Raw genomic sequence first — 18638 nt, forward strand, 5'->3', positions numbered from 1 at the left:
AATTATTTTTTAATTTTATAAAATGTTTCTCACGATAATTGTTGATTTGAGAAGTATTTGTTTGGAAATCAAAGTTTAATATTTTTATTATGGAAGATAAAAAGCAAGCAATTGCATGGGCTAAAAATTATTTGAGGGGAGAAGATATTTCAAATGCAATTGATTTTGATTATTTATACCAAAACCTGATTCAGTACGAGCAATATGGATATGCTACAGAAATTTTATTAAAAAAGATAGAGGATAATGAAGATCAAGGCGTTGAAATTAAATTATCAAAATATCAGGATTTAGCCGATAATATATACAAAGACAGTACTTTATCTTCCTATTTTAAATTTGATAAAGCCATCAATGTACTCAAATCTTTTTGTGACTTAGAGCATACAAAAAATTCAAGAACCCTCGGAATTGCGGGTGCTATTTATAAGAGTAAATGGAAGTTTGATCATCAGTTTCACAATTTATTGCAATCGAGAGCTTACTATAAAAAAGGGTACTTGATATGGAAAAATAAAACCCATAAAACCATTCAAACCGAGTCAGATTGTATTAATACAGCGGTGCATTATGCTCATTTGAATGAATTAATTGTAATTGAAAATCTTGAAGGACTCTCCGATTCTTCTGAAATAACGTCAGAGACTCTCGATCGTTTTGAAATCGCTCAGGCGACTAGAAGAGAGATTATTCAAGGATATTTAATGGATTCCGAAGAAGTAATTTTTAAGGATGGAATTGAAGCCAAGGAGAAACTTTATGTGGCTTTGGCTGAAGCTTTTTTTGGTTTGCGAATGTATAAAAAAGCACTTCATTTCATCAAACTTTATACTCAAGACAAAACTGAAAATTGGCAAATAAAATCCTTTAGCAAACAGCTTTATAATTTGGCAAATTATCAAACTTTAGAAAAAAATCAAAAATCAACCAACAAAGATCCTTTTTACAAGCATGAAATTGATGATGATCTGCAAAAGGAATGTTTAGTTGCCTTAAATCTTCAATTGGACGAAAATGAAACTACTGAGAATCCAAAACCAAAGCAACAAAATAAGTTGGGAATAGGACTTTCTGGAGGTGGTTTTAGAGCCGCTTTGTTTCATATTGGCGTATTGGCAGCTTTGGCCGAAAAAAATAAATTAAAAGATATTGAAGTTATTTCTTGTGTGTCAGGTGGTTCTATTATTGGGGCTTTTTATTATTTGAAAATAAAACAATTGTATGAAAGTAAAGCCGATGAAACTATTGTTCCAGAAGATTATATCCAAATTGTAAAAGAAATTGAATCTGAATTTTTGACAGCCGTTCAAGAAAACTTGAGAATGCGATTGTTAACTAGTTTCTCCGACAATATCAAAATGTGGAAGGGAGAATCGTATTCGCGTTCCCATCGATTGGGAGAATTGTACGAAGAGTATTTTTATAAACCACTTTTTTATAAAAATTCAAATTCAAAGGAGGAAAAACCAATATATATGAGTGATTTGTTTATTACTCCTTTTGGTGATCAAAAATTTAAATTAAATGAAGATAATTGGAAAAGATCGAATAAAGTTCCTCAACTCATTTTAAATTCTACGGCAGTAAATACAGGGCATAACTGGCAGTTTACCGCTTCTTGGATGGGGGAACCACCCACTTATATTTCAGATGATTTTGACGTAAAACCCCGTTTGAGAAGAATGTATTATGAAAATGCTCCAGAACCATATCAAAAATTCCGATTGGGGTATGCAGTTGCAGCATCATCTTGTGTTCCTGTTTTATTTCAGCCATTAGTTTTAAAAGGGTTGTATGAAAATTTAGATTTAGAATTAATAGACGGAGGAGTTCATGACAATCAAGGTATTGCTTCGATATTGGAACAAGAATGCAACGAAATTATTGTAAGCGATGCCAGTGCCCAAATGCCTGACAATGCCGTGCATACAGCAAATGCAATGTCTTTGTTTTTTAGAGTCGACACTATATTACAGGAACGGTTACGTGAAATTCAATTGTTGGATTTAAAATCCCGAAAATACACTTCAATCGTAAATAAACTTTCTATTGTTCATTTAAAAAACGGATTGGCACAATTGCCTGTGAGTTGGATAAACTGTACCGATGTGAATCGAAGTATTAGTTATGACAAAGAAATTGAGGACGAAAATGCTTTGTTGAAATTTGGATTGATGAAGAAAATTCAGAAAGGCTTAAGCGAAGTTCGAACTGATCTGGATTCTTTTAATGATCTTGAAGCATATGCTTTAATGTATAGTGGTTACAAACAAATGATGCATGAGAGTAACTCTTTTAATGTAAAGAATGAGAATTGGGATTTCTTAAAAGTGGCTGAGTTTTGTTCTATTCCTGCAAAAGAAAAACAATTGGTAAATCAATTAAAAGTAAGTTGTTTTGTGCCATTTAAGATAGTAAGAATGTCAAAGTGGTTGCGATTCTCTGTATTATTCATTGGGGGATTGCTCTTGATTTTCTTACTTAGTTATTTAATATTGAATTGGAATAATGCAAAACCTTGGGGCCAAATAGATATTACCTACAATTTTATTGGATTCACATTGATTGTTTTTTTAATTGGATTTTTATCTAAGTTTTTGGCAAATGTCATCAATATTGAAACCGTTGTAAAGAAAAAGATAGGCTTCTTTTTATTAATCACAGTTGGTTGGGCCATCTCAAATTTATATCTAGTATTTATTAATCCATGGTACAATAAAATGGGTGAAATTAAGTAATGTTATAGAGTAGCAAAAAACACATTCTATTTGTAATAAAGGGCTTTTATATTCAAATAGTTTTTGTCCCTTTTTTTATTTGTAAAATTTACTGTTTTACGTTGTATATCATAGTTTTAATCCCTAAAAATGCTTAAATTTGAGTGTGAAATGTTTGTTTTTTTTTAAATAAAATTTGCATCTAAATTATTGTAAAATGGCATTTATAGATTATTATAAAGTATTAGAAATTGATAAAAGCGCTTCTGAAACGGATGTAAAAAAAGCGTATCGAAGATTAGCACGCAAATACCATCCCGATTTAAATCCCAACGATAAAGAAGCGGAGAAAAAATTCAAAGAACTCAATGAAGCCAATGCCGTTTTGAGCAATCCTGAGAATCGTAAAAAATACGATCAGTATGGCGAAAATTGGGAACATGGTGAGGAATATGAAAAAGCCAGACAGCAACAACAACGATATCAAAGTGATGGAGGTCAACAAACTGGTTTTGGTGGTGGTGGCGACTATTCTGATTTTTTTGAATCGATGTTTGGAGGAGGAGCTTCAAGAGGCAGAGGTCGAACAACCGCTTTTAAAGGTCAGGATTTTAATGCCGAATTGCATTTGGACTTGAAAGATGTTTATACTACTCACAAACGCACGCTTACTATCAACGGAAAAAACATACGCTTAACCATTCCAGCGGGTGTTGAAAATGGTCAGGTTATAAAGATCCCAGGACAAGGTGGAGAAGGAGCTAATGGAGGACCAAAAGGGGATTTGTACCTAACTTTCAATATCGAAAATCATACCAATTTCAAATTGGATCAACATAATTTGTATACAACGGTAGATTTGGATGTGTACACTGCCATTTTGGGAGGCGAAATAACAGCCAATACCTTTGATGGGAAAGTGAAATTAACTGTAAAACCTGGTACGCAAAACGGCACTAAAGTAAAATTGAAAGGCAAAGGTTTTCCCATATATAAAAGGGAAGGGGAGTATGGGGATTTATATATTTCTTACCAAATTTTGGTACCGACAAACCTTACACAGAAAGAAAAAGAGTTATTTGAAGAACTAGCGAAGCTTAGAACATTATGAAAACCGATGACAAAATCCTTTTGCAAAAAGTTAGCGCTCACTATCAAGTAGAGCTATCATTTTTTAACCATCTTCATGATTTGGGCCTGATAGAAATTGAGATCATGGAACAGTCGCCTTATATACATGAAAATCAAATGCATAATTTAGAGCGAATGATTCGGTTGCACAACGAATTGGAAGTAAATCCAGAAGGTATTGATGTGATTTTTAATCTTTTGCAAAAAATAGATCATTTGCAAAAAGAATTAATTGCAACTCATAACCGACTTCGATTATTTGAGAATTAAAAAGAAAAATATATTTCAATGGATATGGAGTACGGCATTGAAAATTAATGGATATAAGTAAAGTTGAATAGCATTCTCAATAGAAATTAATCGCAAAATAGAATGAATACTATTTCTAGAATCATTGAAGCATTCAAAAGTTTTCTCCTTGAAATTGGTGAACTTTCGGATTTTGCTGGTCGTTTTTTCAAAGAAGTTTTCAAGCCGCCATTAGAATTTAAAGAATTCCTCCGACAATGTTATAATATGGGAAACCGTTCTTTGTTATTAGTTGGCGTAACGGGTTTTATTATTGGATTGGTTTTTACTTTGCAATCTCGTCCTACTTTGCAACAATTTGGTGCCGTTTCTTGGATTCCAGCGATGGTAAGCGTTTCTATTCTTAGAGAAATTGGACCTATTATCACTGCTTTGATTTGTGCGGGACGAATTGGCTCAGGAATCGGAGCCGAATTGGGCTCTATGCGTGTGACGGAACAAATAGACGCAATGGAAGTTTCGGGAACCAATCCCTTTAAATATTTAGTGGTTACAAGGATTTTAGCAACCACTTTGATGTTGCCAATTTTAGTTTTTATTGGAGATGGTGTGGCGCTTTTGGGTTCCTTTTTGGTCGAAAATTTAAAAGGAGATGTCTCGCTTTTGTTATATTTTACTCAGGTTTTCAATCATCTGGAATTTTTTGATGTTATTCCTTCTACCATAAAAACTTTCTTTTTTGGTTTTGCAATAGGATTAGTTGGTTGTTTTAAAGGGTATTATTGCAAAAAAGGAACGGCAGGAGTTGGGTTAGCAGCCAATTCTGCTGTTGTTTTTTCATCGATGTTACTTTTTATAATTGATTTTATTGCTGTTTTTGTATCTAATATTTTTTATGATGTCTAGTCCAATGGAATCAAATAGTAAAAACACAAAAGCCATTGTTGTCATCAAAGATTTGAAAAAAAGCTTTGGTACCAATTGTGTTTTGGATGGATTCAATCTAGAATTATTTCAAGGAGAAAATTTAGTGGTCATGGGAAAATCGGGTTCAGGAAAATCGGTGATGATTAAATGCCTCATAGGATTGGAAGAAGCAGATGCGGGAAGTATTGAAGTAATGGGAAAAGATATCAAACAACTCTCTAGAGAGACACTTGATGAACTCAGGACAGAAGTAGGCTTCCTTTTTCAAGGGAGTGCTTTATATGATTCCATGTCGGTACGGGAAAATTTGGAATTTCCTTTGCGGCGACACACCAAAAAATTTGGATTCATAAATGATACGACACCCTTGGTAATGGAAGCTTTAGAAAGTGTAGGATTGGTAAATACAATGAATTTGATGCCCAATGAACTTTCAGGTGGGATGAAGCGCAGAATTGCTTTGGCCAGAACCTTAATTTTGAAACCAAAAATTATTTTATACGATGAACCTACAACAGGATTGGATCCAATTACCTCAAAAGAAATTTTAATGCTAATGGTATCCGTTCAAAAAAAATACAATACATCATCCATAATTATAACACATGATGTCGATTGTGCTAGAATGATATCCAATCGAATGATTTTATTAATTGACGGAATTAATTATGCCGAAGGAACTTATGAAGCATTATTAAGCTCCAAAGATCCAAAAGTACAAGCATTCTTTAAATAAGAGGCTAAGCGCCTAAGCTATTAAGTTGCAAAAATGCAAGTAATTTAATCTTAGTAACTTATAATCTTAGTGATTTAGAAACTAATATAAATAAAATGGAAAAAACTGCTTCAGAGAAAATTAAATTGGGCTTTTTTGTTATTTCAGGATTAATGCTTTTTGTTCTAGTAGTTTATTTTATTGGCAACAAGCAAAAAATGTTTGGGAGTACAGATCATATTACAGCCATTTTTAGTAATGTTAATGGATTACAATTAGGCAACAATGTTCGCTATTCAGGAGTTAATATTGGAACCGTTCGAGCGATCGAAATGGTAAATGATACGACTATCAATGTAGATATGATTATTGATAAATCTATTTTTCCACATATTAAAAAAAATGCTTTGGCAAGCATAGGTTCAGATGGTTTGGTTGGGAGTATGGTAATTAATATAATGCCAGGGAAGGGGGATCAACAACAAATTCAACCCGGTGATGTCATACAATCCTCAGATCGTGTTCGTACGGAGGAATTATTAAACACATTGAGTGTAACCAATAAAAATGCGGCTTTACTCACCGCAGATTTGCTAAAAATCACTAAAGAGATAACGCAAGGAAAAGGAACATTGGGAACATTGGTCAATGATACTCTTATGGCATCCGATTTGAAACAAACCATGAATTATCTTAAAATGACAAGTAAAGGAACAAGTGATGTTGTAGAGAATCTTAATAAAACAGTTATGGCTTTGGGAAATAAAAACAGTGTGATAGGGGTTTTAAATGATCCTGCTGTAGCCCAAAAAATAAAAACAATCGTAGTCAATTTGGACCAATCAAGTCAAGAGATAAACAAAGTGGTAACCAATTTAAATACCACGGTTTTGAATATCAAAAACGGAGATGGCGCAATCAATTATTTGTCTAATGATCCTCATTTGGTCAAAAAAATAGATTCCACTATGACAAACCTTAATAAAGCGACTATTCTGCTAAATGAAGATTTAGAAGCTATGAAACACAGTTTTTTATTGAGAGGCTATTTCAAAAAACAAGAAAAGGAAAAAAAGAAATTCGAATAGTTATTATTGATTACTATTCGAATTTCTTTTTAAATTTGATATATCTGTAAAAAAAGAGCTAAAAAACCTATTTACAAATTCCGTCGATCCATTGAAACAATTCTTCCAAATCGTAATCGCCACTATGCGGTTTTTGCCAAGGTAATGCTAAGTCTACTTGAAGATTATTGTTTTCTAATAAAGTAGCTAACATCACCGAAATACCAAGTCCTGTATCTTTGTCATTAGACCCGTGTCGAATGCGCCAATGCTTAGAAGTCGCCACTCCCGAAACACCAATGTAGTGCATCGGGTTCATCATTTTTACCAATTGATCATCAGCAGTGGTTGCTGTAACGGTTGAATGTGTTTTACTAAATGGCGTAAAATGTTGGTTATCGATTGTTGTGGTTCCAAAAAGTTGCGTTTCTGGACTTGAAAGGTCTAAAGCATCAAAAGCGGGCGGTGTTTTTTGTCGGCCTATAAAGATTAAATACGCTTCGTAATCTAGTCCCACTACTTTTGATTGGGCTACCTTTACAAATGGAAATTCAGATAAATCAACACCCGAATCTAGTGCTTTTTGGGCAGATGCCATCACATACGATTGAACTAAGGTTTTAAACGTACCATTCCCGTTTTTGTCCAATGACAGTAGGTTGCCCTTTTTATCTTTTAGCTGTAAACTATTTAAATAGTCAGGGAATAACTCCTTTAATTCGTTGGATACTTTTATTTGATCAGCTGTCAATTCTTGTGGTTGCGCATTGTTTTTGGCAAATGGCCCTCCTTTTTTATAGGTATTTATTCCGTTGAATTGCCATTCGTACGTCATATCAGCTTGTTCTAGATTGGTGATCGGACAGTAAGCGGATACTGCAAAAATAGCGTCACTCGCCTTTGCCGCACCAATAGCATTCAAATAAGGCTCATAATCTAAGGCCTCTCCGGTAGCTCCTAACAAGGTAGACATGGCGCCACCCGCACTCGTTCCGTTTGAAATTATTTTATTGGCATCGCCAGGCATTACAGCATCATTAAATTTCAAATAGCGAACTGCAGCTTTCAAATCTACAATGCCTGCAGGCGCTTTGCCTGTGAAATTCCCATTTTGATCTTTTAAAGTCCTTCCCCTCGCTCCCGGCGAAGCTACTACATATCCTCTGGCTAATGCAGCAACAACAGTCAACGGTTTTGATGGCATTCTTTCTCTCATCGGAGGTAATCCTTCTGGCGGTCTGTTGCCCATAGTAGGCATTTCTCCGTTGATGGGTGGGCGCATTCCCATTGGGTTATCTTTGGTCGTGGCTGGTTTGGCGGGCATATAACCGCCAACTTTATTCGGAAAGAAAATAGGAGCAGTTTGAGCGGTATAGCCATTTACCGTTTGGTTGTTAAAGTAGGCTTCAGGAATATAAATATTCATTTTTTGATACGCCGTATCTACTGGATTGCTTACATACATCCTGTTTTCAAAGGCTCTTACTTTGATCGTTTTTCCATCGATTGTCAATTCTTGTACTTGAAATTTAGAAGTATCCAATTTCAAACTTTCCGTTGGATTTTGTGCTTTTAAGGCAGAAAAAAAGCCTAGGCAGAGTACACATAAAAGGGTTGTTTTTTTCATATGTTTATTATTTTTTAAAATTATTTACTAACTTATTTTTTTTAGGGAAGGATATTTTAAAAAAAGAATTTGCTAGTGACTAGAACTCTTTTCAATTGTATGCTTACCCTTTTAACCAATCTTTAAAATCTTTGCAATTATCCTTGCTAATCAGGATATCTTCGTGTTTTATGGTGGCCAAAATTTTTAATTTGCCTCCAAAATAGTTTTCAATTTCTTTTATGTACTTTCTTTGAATAATGAATTGTCTGTTGGCTCTATAAAAATGATGTCGCGGCAATAGGTCTTCGATCTGGTTTAAACTCTCATTGAGCACCCATTTATGATTTTCTGTATGCGCAAAAACGGACTGATGACTCAAACTAAAGTACACCACCTCTTCTGTTTTTACGGGAATAATCTTGTCTCTTGCATAAGAAATTAAAGTTGGAAACTTATTTTCTTTGTTTTTCAAAAGTTCTCGAAATAGCTCTTCAGAAAATTGTAATGATGGAGAGGGAGCTTTTTTTAAGCTTTTGAATTTTTCGATGGCCGAACTCAATTCTTTGTTCGAAAAAGGTTTTAAAAGATATTCAATTCCATAATTTTTAAAAGCTTTTAGCAAATATTCATCATAAGCAGTGGTAAAAATAATTGGCGTTGTGATCGAAAATCGCTCGAATATTTCAAATGAAATCCCGTCTAACAACTGTATGTCGGATAAAATGAAATCCAAAGGTTTATTTTCATTGGCCGCAAACCACTCCATGCCTTCTTTTACACTTTTAATTTCCGTCACAATTTCGAAGGAATCTTCGAGTTCGTTGAGCATTCTTTTGATGCGAGTAACGGCTAACTTTTCGTCCTCAATGATGATGATTTTAAAATTCATTTTCCTTGATTTTTAATGGAATTTTCACTTCAAATAAGCTATCTGTTTCTTGAATTAGGATCGATTTTTGGAGCAACAACTGACATCTTTTTTCAATATTGGCCAATCCAATTCCTAAACTATCGACTTCGATACTGTTTTTTTTGTTTAATGAATTAGCGATTACAAAATAGGACTTATCGCTTGATAACGAAATAGTTATTTTCATATGCTCCACATTATTGTGTTTGACGATATTTTCTAAAACCACTAAAGTACACAATGAAGGAATCGAAAAAGCACTGGCATCGGTTAGTGTTTGAGTCACCGTTATGGTAGTATCGAATCGAATTTTTAAAAGAAATAAATAGGAAGAAACAAAGTTAATTTCTTCTTCTAAGTCAATAATTGCTCGCTCTTGATTGGTCAAAACATACCGAAAAATATTGGATAAATGCTGAATGTACTGATCGCTTTTTTGAACATCGATATGAATTAATTCGGCCAAAACATTCAAACTATTAAAAAAGAAATGCGGTTGTAACTGAGCCGTTAAATTTTTTAATTGCAACTGCAAGGTTTGGTTTTCTAAGTCTCGCACTTTGATTTTATACGTGGACTCGGCTGCCATTTTTCTTAAAAAAGAAACCACCCAAAAAGTAACTAGCACAATAATCGCATGACGTACTAGATCTATTCCAGCAATGACTGCAAAGGGTGGTTTGTTTAAAAAAATCTTGTTCCAAAATGGAATTCTAATCATTATATTAATCCCAAATAAAATAAAATTTAGCACTGCAGTAAGCCAAACCCTTCTCCAAACCGTAACCTCCTTAGATTGTAACCAATTTTGGAAAAATAAATTACAAAAAGTGATCAAAAAAGCTGTTGTAAACAATATCACTTTATCCAAAATCTCATAACTGCTGTGATGCGCAATTAAAATTAGCATAGGTGATAACGACAAAAGAATGGCAATGGCCAAGGCAAGGAAAAAGAATGTTTTTGTATGGAATTTATACATAAAATAAAAATCTGCAAGACGTAACATCTTGCAGATAAATTTAGGGTTATTTTAGTTTAGAATCAAAAAATGAAATGGCTTTGTTTAGATTGGCATCGGTACTAAATAAAGCACCACCGTGACCAGCTCCTTCAATCAATTCATAGCCTACTTTGCTCTCTCCCAAAATGGCCTTCAAATCATTGTAGAAATTGAAACTTTGAGTATATGGAATTAAAGGATCTACACTTCCGGCTTGAATCCAAAAGGGAGGATCATTTGCATCAATATATTTACTAGGATTGGCTTTGTTTACCAGTGCAATATTCTCTGGATTATTTGCATCAGCAATTCCTAGATATTGAGATTCATTGGCAACATTGTAGGTTGTAGGGAAACCTAAAGCTAAGGCTTCTGGTACCATACTAGCAAAATTAATTGGACCAAACCAATCTATAGTTGCTTGTACTGTTGAAGAAGTCGTTAAATAAGTTCCTTGAGTACCTTCTAAAAACGTATCTCCGCCAGAGGTTCCAATGATTGCCGAAAGATTTCCCCCAGCTGATGACCCCCAAGATCCAATTTTATTTGGATTGATTTTGTAAGTGGTTGCATTGGCTCTAACAAATCGAATCGCCGCCTTACAATCATGAACTGCTGCTGGGAAAACCGCTTCGCCACTCAATCTATAATTAACGGATATTGCAACGTACCCATTTGATACTAATTTCGCAGCGTTTGCAGATTCCATTCCTTTATCTCCTGCTTTAAAAGCGCCACCATGTATTAGCACTACTGCGGGAAATGGCCCCACACCTGCAGGTACATAAATATCTATCTTTTGTGCACTTGATGTGGTTGCGTAAGCTACATCTTTAAAGGTTTGCGCATCGGTAGTTGCAGGAGGAGTTGTTGTAGTGGTATCGGTATTGGTACTTTTATCCTCATTTGAACATGAGAATAATGAAAAACCAGCTAATACTACCAAAAACATAAATTTTGCTTTCTTGATCATCATTTTAAAATTTTGTTGTTACTAATGACGCAAAAGTAAAAGCTATTTGAAGTGGCTTTTGATCTATCTTTATGAAGCCGAATTATAGCCATTAAAGCAGAAATAGTTGCTTTTTAAATGCTTTTTAATCCTTCAATCAATAAATCAATATCTTCTTTGGTGTTAAAATGGCTTAATGAAATTCGTAAACTTGGTTTTTTCAGATCTTCTTGGGTGAGCATTTCAGCCAAAACATGTGAAGGTCTAATACTTCCAGATTGACAGGCACTGCCTCTTGAAACAGCAATTCCTTTCATATCTAAACTGAATACGATCATCGAAGTTTTATCGGCTGTAAAGGGTAACGTCACATTGACAATGTTATAAAAAGTGTTTTCACCATTAAATTTTGAATCTGGAAAATCAGCTTTTAAGCGTTCCTTTAAGTATGTTTTTAAATCGGATATATAATTTCTGTCTTGGTCTAAATTGGTATAGGAAAGCGCTAATGCTTTTGCCATTCCTGCAATTTGATGCAAGGCTTCGGTTCCTGGTCGTTGTCCTTTTTCTTGCTCACCACCAAAAAACAAAGGTTGCAATCCTGAATTTTTTCGAACAAAAGCAAAACCAACTCCCTTTGGACCATGAAATTTATGTGCACTCGCCACTATAAAATCTATAGGTGTTTGTTGCAAATTAATTTCTGTTTTTCCAATAGATTGTACCGTATCCGAATGAAATAGTACATCATGTTCTTTGCAAATCTGGCTCACTCTGCCCAAATCCAAAATAGTTCCTGTCTCATTGTTAACATGCATTAAGGAAACCAAAGTCTTTTTTTCTTCCGATAATAATTCAACCAAATGTGTTAAATCTACTTCACCATCGGATTTTATATTTACAAAATCTATCTGAATTCCGTATTCATTTTGTAATGCCATAGCAGTATGTAAAACCGCGTGATGTTCTATTTTACTGGTAATAATACGTGCTACTTTCAAATCTTTTACAGCAGATCGAAGAATCCAATTGTTGGCTTCAGTACCACAAGAGGTGAAAATGATTTCAGCAGCTGTTGCGTTTAATTGCTTGGCAATTGATTTTCTGGAAAGTTCTAAGATACTTTTGGCATTGCGACCTAAACTGTGAGTAGAGGAAGGATTTCCATAATCTTCGGTCAATATTTTGGTCATTTCTACGATTACTTCTGGATAAAGTGGAGTAGTAGATGCATTATCGAGATATACTTTTTTCATTTTATTTAAATAGATTTTGAACCCTCAATAATTATATTAGGTTTATTGTTTTGGCTAAAAAATATTTTTTTGTTAAAAACAATAATGGAGACCAAAATTAAGGAATAAGAAACTATTTGTACTAAAGTTACTTGCTCTTTAAAATAAAAAACAGCCAATCCAAAATTGATGATAGGATTAATATACATTAGAATCCCCACTGTTGATGAGTTGAGTCCTTTTAAAGCATACAAATTAAGAAAAAGAGGTATTATAGTAAAAAAGAGTACGATACAAAATAGGCATAGATAAAACAAAGGTTCTACTGGAATTGTGCCACTGTATTTTGGGTAAAAAGGTACTATTAAGAAAGCTATAAATAGCAGTTGTATGTTCAAAACCAAAAACTTATCAATCTCACTGTTTTTGCGTTGACTGACTAAATACAAAGCATAAGTAGAAGCCACAACCAAGCTATAGAAAATATCCTGAAAATGATTAATTGACAAGAAAATACAAGCAACTACACTTATAGAAACCGCTAGCCATTGCCAATTACTTAATTTTTCATTTAGTAAAAAGAATGCAAAAACAGTTGTTAAAATAGGACATATCAAGTAAGCCAAAGAACCTGCTTTTACACTGATATGATTGACCACATAGATGAAAATAAACCAATTAGAAGCTAATATAATACTTCCGACCAAAGTTAACACAATAATACTACGCTTTCTTTTGGTAGTCATGGAACAAAAATCATCCCAGTTTTTGCGAATTTTGGCTTTTCTAAAAGTAAGGTTTATTGCAGTCATTGTTAGTGCACTGAAAAATACTCTATAAAACAAGATGTCCAATGAAGGGTAATTTGAAATCGGTTTTAGTGCCAAACTAAAAAAGCCCCAGATGAAAAAGGCTGAAAAAGCAGCAAGATAATAGTAATATTTTTTCATGTAATAATTTTATTCGATGCAAAGATAATGATTTCTATAGTGAATCAGTTTCCAAAATGAAGTGGTTAAGATTCCAATTTAAAAGCGTCTTAAGACTCAGAATTTAACATAGTAAAAAAGACATAATTCGGATTTTGCATCAAACTTCTTAATGAATCTGGATTATTATAGACTTGGTATTGAATACAAATTTAGGTATAGTAGATTTCTAATGCGGAATCTGGGTTAAATGTTTCCTTTTTTTGTTTGTAAAGTTTAGGAAACAAATTAAAAATTCTATTTTTGTTGAAAATATAAAAGAATGAAACGATTTTTAGGGATTTGGTTTTGTGTAATTGCTTTGTCGGGCTGCGATGATGGAGATTTAAATGTAGATACAATTGATTTTACAGCAGTAACCGCCAAAAGCTGTACAGACAATAATCTTATATTTAAGCTCAAAGAAAACGAAGCTTTGATTCTGAATTTACCCACTACTGTTTTTACCACTACACCGACACCTGTTGGAAGTCCATTGGAACTAAAAATTAATTCGGAGAATAAAGTAGTCTATAATTTTTATAATGGAAATGTTGCAGAAGGTAATGTATGTGATTTGATACCTCCAGCCAGCCCAAGTGTGAATAAACAATTAACTGCCTCAGAGGGAACCATTCAAATTACAACTACGACTATTAAAACAGTTGACGAAAAAAACAATAGTACTCGAATTTCAGGTTATAATCACAATATTATTTTCAAGAATATAAAATTTATAAAATCAGATGGCACATTTCAGTTGTATGAGACGCTTGCTTTTGGAGATTATTATAAAGCATTAGATCCAAAAATACCGTTCAATTTTATAAGTACAGGATTAAAAATATGTTCAGATAAAAATGACGTTTACAAATTCAATGAGAGCGAATCATTAGTATTAGCGATTGATCCAACCTTAATAGTCAATGAAGTAACTCCTATTGGTTCTCCTAGAATTGGAACAATTGGACTTGTCAATAATAAGTTGACCTATAGTTTATTTAATGGACTTGTACCAACTGAATATTTTTGTGCAACAACAACGCCATTATTGCCAACCATTAATCAAACATGGCTCGGAAAAGCTGGAGGAACAATTGAAGTTACTACTACAACTAATGGACCAAAAAGTTTTGTACATACTATTGTTTTCAAAAATGTAACACTCGAAAAAGCGGGTAGTAATTTTCAACTGGGAGACAGTTACTCGTTTGGTGAGTTGCAAACATTTGTGCCGTAAAAGAGTTTAATATATAAAAAAAACGTCAATGCTTTTGTATTGACGTTTTTTTTATGATAAAATAGTTGAAAATTATACAAATGGAATTGATAGTACTTATTTATTCTGTTTGAAATAAACTTCAGTTGCACCAGCACCATATTTTTGATAATTCGCATCCTGAAAAATGATGTTGTCATATCGACCAAAAAGAAAATCCAATTCTGCTTTCAATATCCCTTCACCAACTCCATGAATGAAAACAATTTTTGGAATTCTATTACGGATTGCAAATTCAATGTGGCGTTTGGCAGTGTCAGATTGCAAAGTCAAGATGTCATAATTTGACATGCCGCGTTTATTAGGAACCAATTTTTCGATATGTAAATCAAATTCTGGAACTGGTAATTCGTTTTTGTCTTTCTTCTCTTTTACAAAACTTCGTGGTTTCGGAATCTCTTTTTCTTTTTTGATTTCGTTGATGTTGATGCCTTTTATACCATCCATCAAATTTCCGGAATCAGCTATTTTGATAAGTTCGTTGGCTGCAAAATTCATCACAAAACCATCAACGGTTTCAACAGTTATTACATTGTCTTTGACCTTTAAAACTACCCCATCTACCGCTTCATCCAGCACCGAAACTTTATCTCCTTTATTGAACATCGTTTTCTCCTTTATCTTCGTTTTTACTAGGTGTTTTGCTACTCAATCGCATCATTCCCATCATGAATACAACAATGGCAATCACCATTACATAAATATTTTTTTCGGCACTTGCCTGCTCATAAAATGCCAAACCTATTGCCAAAAACAGTATTAGAATTACAATTTTTTTCATTATTTTCTTTTCAGATTTCAAAAATACTAAACTTTTTGGCTTTTTACGGTATTATTGGCTTTAACAAAAGGCTGAATCGGAAAATAATAATTATCGGATTGATAGTAAAGGAAATAGTGAAATCTGATTATAAAAAGTATAGGTTGTTTTTTTATTGAAATATAACTCTTTTTTAACTTTTAGTAATTTATTTGGCATAGTTATTGTTCATTATTTTTGAATAAAAAAGAATATTCTGAATAATCAGATAGGTATAAATTAAAAGATAGTTAAAATGAATTTTTTAGTAGAGTTAGGTATTGTGTTAGTGGTTTTAATACTAGTTTTATTTGTTTCTTTTTCTATTAGAAGAAATGAAGAGTTGGAATAATAAAATCGTTAGAAGTTTAAAAACCTCATTAAGTATTTTACTCTTATGAGGTTTTTTTTATGACCAAAAATGAAATTCTTTTTTATATTAGGTGTAGTTTCTTTTATCAATTACATGAAAAAGCGGTCAATCTTTAGTTATCGACTTATTTACTTAATAAACAGTTAAGGGTTAAATGTTAATGTGCGCAAATTCCCCTCTCGAGAGGGATAGGAGGTGTGTTTTTGTTTTAAAATCAAATATTTCATTTTCTTCTCGCTATGTTAAAGCATTTAGAGTTTTAAAAAAGTACGATAAAGCTTTAGTGGACTAGTTTTTATGTTTTTGTTTGTGTAAGAAACTCGATTTATTTATTCCAATCAATTTTACGGTAGAAATACATGACAGCTGCAAGAATATCAAATAAACCTACGCTTCCCACCATTAAAGCATAGTTTTCTAATTGAATTTTTATAAAGATGAATGCGTATAATTATGTTAAAAAATCAGGGATAAACTTCGGTAGTTTTCGCCTTTTAATATAGAAACTGAATAGAGCGAAATCAAAATCATAATTGCCAATGCTGCAATAAAGTAGGCTTTCATAAAACTAATGTGTTCTGTAATCTAAATTTTAATTTACATTAGTTTTTTACTTTTGTAAAGTACTTTGAAATTTAAAGTTAAAAACTAAAAAATAGATTATCCTTTATGAATTAATCTTTCAAGTGCAGCACTATGATCTTGAAAGGCTTTGCGACCATCTTTGGTTACTCTGTAACTTGTATTCGGTTTTTTTTCAATGAATTTTTTTTCAATTGTAATGTAATTTTCTAATTCTAAAGATTTGGTGTGACTGGCTAGATTGCCATCAGTTACCCCTAACAATTCTTTCAATGTACTAAAGTCAGCCGATTCATGGACCATCAAAACCGACATGATTCCAAGTCGTATGCGGTGGTCAAATGCTTTGTTTAAATTTTGAATAATAGTTTTCAAATCTTAGTAATTATGAATTATGGTGGTTACTGTTTTTGCATTTTCTAGGTTAAAAGGAGAAACAACACTCTCGTTTATCGGTATATTTTTTCCATACCTTTCAGCTAATAGAATTTGAACTTTTGGATCTTTTAAATTAAAATCTTTTAATTTTTGAAGCGGGCACAATTCGATTCCTGCTCCGTATTTGTATATTTTCCAAACCAATTCGGAGCAATATATTTTATCATTAGACCATTCAAAATACAAATCATAATTTTTATTTTTGAATTGATTGCCATAAGTCTTCATTTTTTGAATCGTTTTTGGATTCAAAAGTGTTGTTGCATTTTTTAATCGAGTCACCACAAAATGGTTTTCTTTTCCGTGGGCAATCCATGTTTCAATCGGTGTAAATTTTACAGGTTGTACTGCTTCAAAAACATATTTATGACCATTCTCCATAAATATAATTCCACAATGTGAATATTTAGAATTAGTAGCTATTTGAATTGCCTCACATTGTTTGGATTGTGACGTTTGAAAAATCATATCGCCTTCTTGTATTTTATCCAATATGTTAACGGCACGTGGGCCAAAGAGAATATTTCCAAACATCGAATTGGCAATAAATAAAGCACATCCAAAGCTCATTAGAAAGGTAGTAATAGCAAAAATGTATTTTGTTTTTTTCATATGTAGATAATATTTGTTCTTTATAGGAATAGGGTATCACTAGATCTTCATTGGTGTTTTTATTTCATCGGTTACTATTTTGTTTTGGTATTTGATGATTTTCACTTGCGACAGCTTCTATTTTGGTGATTTCATGCTTTGTTCCTTTTAAATTCTGATTTTTTTGTTTAAATATATCAACAGTAATCTTATTTGGGTTGTTTTTAAAATACAGCATACTACCATAAAGGATAGGATAAACTCCAAATCTCATTGTCCAAAACGCTAAGGCATATCCCGATAATTTGGTAACTATAAGATCTAAAATTATAATCGTTATGTCATTATTTTAGCTATGCCAAACAAAGATATAAAATGTAAAGACTTGTTCGTCATGTTCTTAATGGTACTGATGCCTTGTAAATGTATATTTTGTATAGCAAAAGTACTTTGATTGTCAAAGTAAATATTAATTTTTTAATTGTCACTATTTTTTTATTATTTTTATATAAAGTCTATCCTGATTAATTTTTTTTGACAAATAAACTGAAGTAAAATAATATACTAAATGAAGCTAACGGACGAATACATTCATCGCCAACCCGAAAAATATAAAGTAATGTTATTGCATTTAATTAGTGTTTTTGAACGAGAAGTGCCCAATTTGGAGTTGTTATTCAAGTGGGGAATTCCATATTTTTATTATAAAAAAAAGAGGTTTTGTTATCTGGCCCCTAATCACAAAAAGGGTTTTGTTGATGCCGGTTTTGCACGTGGTTTTCAATTAAAAAGAAATCAGGATTTCCTTGTGGATGAAAATCGAAATACAGTGAAGTCTCTTCGATATTTTAGTTTACTGGACATCGACAATGCTATTCTGATTGATGTGATAAAGGAATCTGCAACATTATATGATTAAATGTTTTTTTGAGTCTTAGCCTTTCTGTTTTTTGCTTCTCTGTGCCTTTGCACGATATTTGGCTCGCAAAGCTGCAGAGGCACAAAGCATACTTTTCAATATTAATATTTTTGGTATTAGTAACTATAGTCATAAATAAAAAAAAATCTCCCGAAGGAGATTTTTAATTGATTT

At 32.8% G+C, this 18638-nt stretch carries 18 protein-coding genes and 1 pseudogene; 8 read left to right on the plus strand and 11 right to left on the minus strand.

The window, feature by feature from the left end:
* Window positions 1–89: 89 nt before the first annotated feature.
* From OYT91_RS02670 to OYT91_RS02695, 6 genes are all read left to right on the plus strand, one after another.
* Window positions 90–2738 carry a patatin-like phospholipase family protein gene (locus OYT91_RS02670; RefSeq protein WP_281239399.1) on the plus strand — a complete coding sequence of 883 codons (2649 nt, stop codon included), beginning with the start codon at window positions 90–92 and terminating at the stop codon, window positions 2736–2738.
* A gap of 196 nt (window positions 2739–2934) precedes the next feature.
* Window positions 2935–3828 (plus strand): J domain-containing protein, encoded by an 894-nt coding sequence (locus OYT91_RS02675; protein ID WP_281239400.1) that lies wholly within the window; start codon window positions 2935–2937, stop codon window positions 3826–3828.
* Window positions 3825–4118 (plus strand): chaperone modulator CbpM, encoded by a 294-nt coding sequence (locus tag OYT91_RS02680; protein ID WP_269223148.1) that lies wholly within the window; start codon window positions 3825–3827, stop codon window positions 4116–4118. Before OYT91_RS02675 ends, OYT91_RS02680 begins: the two co-directional genes overlap by 4 nt.
* Before the next feature lie 102 nt (window positions 4119–4220).
* On the plus strand, window positions 4221–5003 hold the full coding sequence (locus OYT91_RS02685; protein ID WP_269223147.1) for an MlaE family ABC transporter permease: 783 nt from the start codon (window positions 4221–4223) through the stop codon (window positions 5001–5003).
* A 4-nt stretch (window positions 5004–5007) separates the two neighbouring features.
* Window positions 5008–5760 (plus strand): ABC transporter ATP-binding protein, encoded by a 753-nt coding sequence (locus OYT91_RS02690; RefSeq protein WP_281239401.1) that lies wholly within the window; start codon window positions 5008–5010, stop codon window positions 5758–5760.
* A 95-nt stretch (window positions 5761–5855) separates the two neighbouring features.
* Window positions 5856–6827 carry an MlaD family protein gene (locus OYT91_RS02695; protein ID WP_281239402.1) on the plus strand — a complete coding sequence of 324 codons (972 nt, stop codon included), beginning with the start codon at window positions 5856–5858 and terminating at the stop codon, window positions 6825–6827.
* Between the two features lie 67 nt (window positions 6828–6894).
* On the opposite strand, the gene OYT91_RS02700 is transcribed toward OYT91_RS02695, so the two are convergent.
* The 6 genes from OYT91_RS02700 to OYT91_RS02725 form a co-directional block, all read right to left on the minus strand.
* On the minus strand, window positions 6895–8433 hold the full coding sequence (locus tag OYT91_RS02700; protein ID WP_281239403.1) for a subtype B tannase: 1539 nt from the start codon (window positions 8431–8433) through the stop codon (window positions 6895–6897).
* A gap of 103 nt (window positions 8434–8536) precedes the next feature.
* On the minus strand, window positions 8537–9304 hold the full coding sequence (locus OYT91_RS02705) for a LytR/AlgR family response regulator transcription factor (protein WP_281239404.1): 768 nt from the start codon (window positions 9302–9304) through the stop codon (window positions 8537–8539).
* Window positions 9294–10334 carry a sensor histidine kinase gene (locus tag OYT91_RS02710; protein WP_281239405.1) on the minus strand — a complete coding sequence of 347 codons (1041 nt, stop codon included), beginning with the start codon at window positions 10332–10334 and terminating at the stop codon, window positions 9294–9296. The genes OYT91_RS02705 and OYT91_RS02710 overlap by 11 nt, the downstream gene beginning before the upstream one ends.
* Before the next feature lie 19 nt (window positions 10335–10353).
* Entirely contained in the window at window positions 10354–11304 is a 951-nt protein-coding gene (locus tag OYT91_RS02715) for an alpha/beta hydrolase (protein ID WP_281239406.1), read from the minus strand.
* 110 nt (window positions 11305–11414) lie between these two features.
* Complete coding sequence (locus OYT91_RS02720) at window positions 11415–12536, minus strand: cysteine desulfurase family protein (protein WP_281239407.1); 1122 nt, start codon at window positions 12534–12536, stop codon at window positions 11415–11417.
* 5 nt (window positions 12537–12541) lie between these two features.
* The gene (locus tag OYT91_RS02725) at window positions 12542–13465 is read right to left on the minus strand and encodes an EamA family transporter (RefSeq protein ID WP_281239408.1); all 924 of its coding nucleotides are present in this window, start codon (window positions 13463–13465) and stop codon (window positions 12542–12544) included.
* 301 nt (window positions 13466–13766) lie between these two features.
* Here OYT91_RS02725 and OYT91_RS02730 point away from each other — a divergent pair, with 301 nt between their 5' ends.
* A complete protein-coding gene (locus OYT91_RS02730) occupies window positions 13767–14723 on the plus strand; it encodes a hypothetical protein (protein ID WP_281239409.1) in 957 nt (318 codons plus the stop codon).
* 96 nt (window positions 14724–14819) lie between these two features.
* Here the strand turns inward: OYT91_RS02730 and OYT91_RS02735 are convergent, their stop codons facing one another.
* From OYT91_RS02735 to OYT91_RS02755, 5 genes and pseudogenes are all read right to left on the minus strand, one after another.
* On the minus strand, window positions 14820–15368 hold the full coding sequence (locus tag OYT91_RS02735; RefSeq protein ID WP_281239410.1) for a DUF8465 domain-containing protein: 549 nt from the start codon (window positions 15366–15368) through the stop codon (window positions 14820–14822).
* A complete protein-coding gene (locus tag OYT91_RS02740; RefSeq protein ID WP_281239411.1) occupies window positions 15358–15543 on the minus strand; it encodes a hypothetical protein in 186 nt (61 codons plus the stop codon). The genes OYT91_RS02735 and OYT91_RS02740 overlap by 11 nt, the downstream gene beginning before the upstream one ends.
* Window positions 15544–16259: 716 nt before the next feature.
* Window positions 16260–16519: pseudogene (locus tag OYT91_RS02745) on the minus strand (inner membrane CreD family protein); the annotation flags it as partial.
* A gap of 75 nt (window positions 16520–16594) precedes the next feature.
* Window positions 16595–16891, minus strand: coding sequence for a winged helix-turn-helix domain-containing protein (locus tag OYT91_RS02750; RefSeq protein WP_269223137.1), 297 nt, complete (start codon window positions 16889–16891; stop codon window positions 16595–16597).
* A 3-nt stretch (window positions 16892–16894) separates the two neighbouring features.
* Window positions 16895–17566: a YiiX family permuted papain-like enzyme gene (locus OYT91_RS02755; RefSeq protein WP_281239412.1), complete on the minus strand. Its 672-nt coding sequence runs from the start codon at window positions 17564–17566 to the stop codon at window positions 16895–16897.
* A 547-nt stretch (window positions 17567–18113) separates the two neighbouring features.
* Here OYT91_RS02755 and OYT91_RS02760 point away from each other — a divergent pair.
* Window positions 18114–18464: a DUF1801 domain-containing protein gene (locus OYT91_RS02760; RefSeq protein WP_281239413.1), complete on the plus strand. Its 351-nt coding sequence runs from the start codon at window positions 18114–18116 to the stop codon at window positions 18462–18464.
* The last annotated feature ends 174 nt before the right edge of the window (window positions 18465–18638 follow it).

It is taken from the genome of Flavobacterium praedii (assembly GCF_026810365.1).
GTDB classification, from domain to species: domain Bacteria; phylum Bacteroidota; class Bacteroidia; order Flavobacteriales; family Flavobacteriaceae; genus Flavobacterium; species Flavobacterium praedii.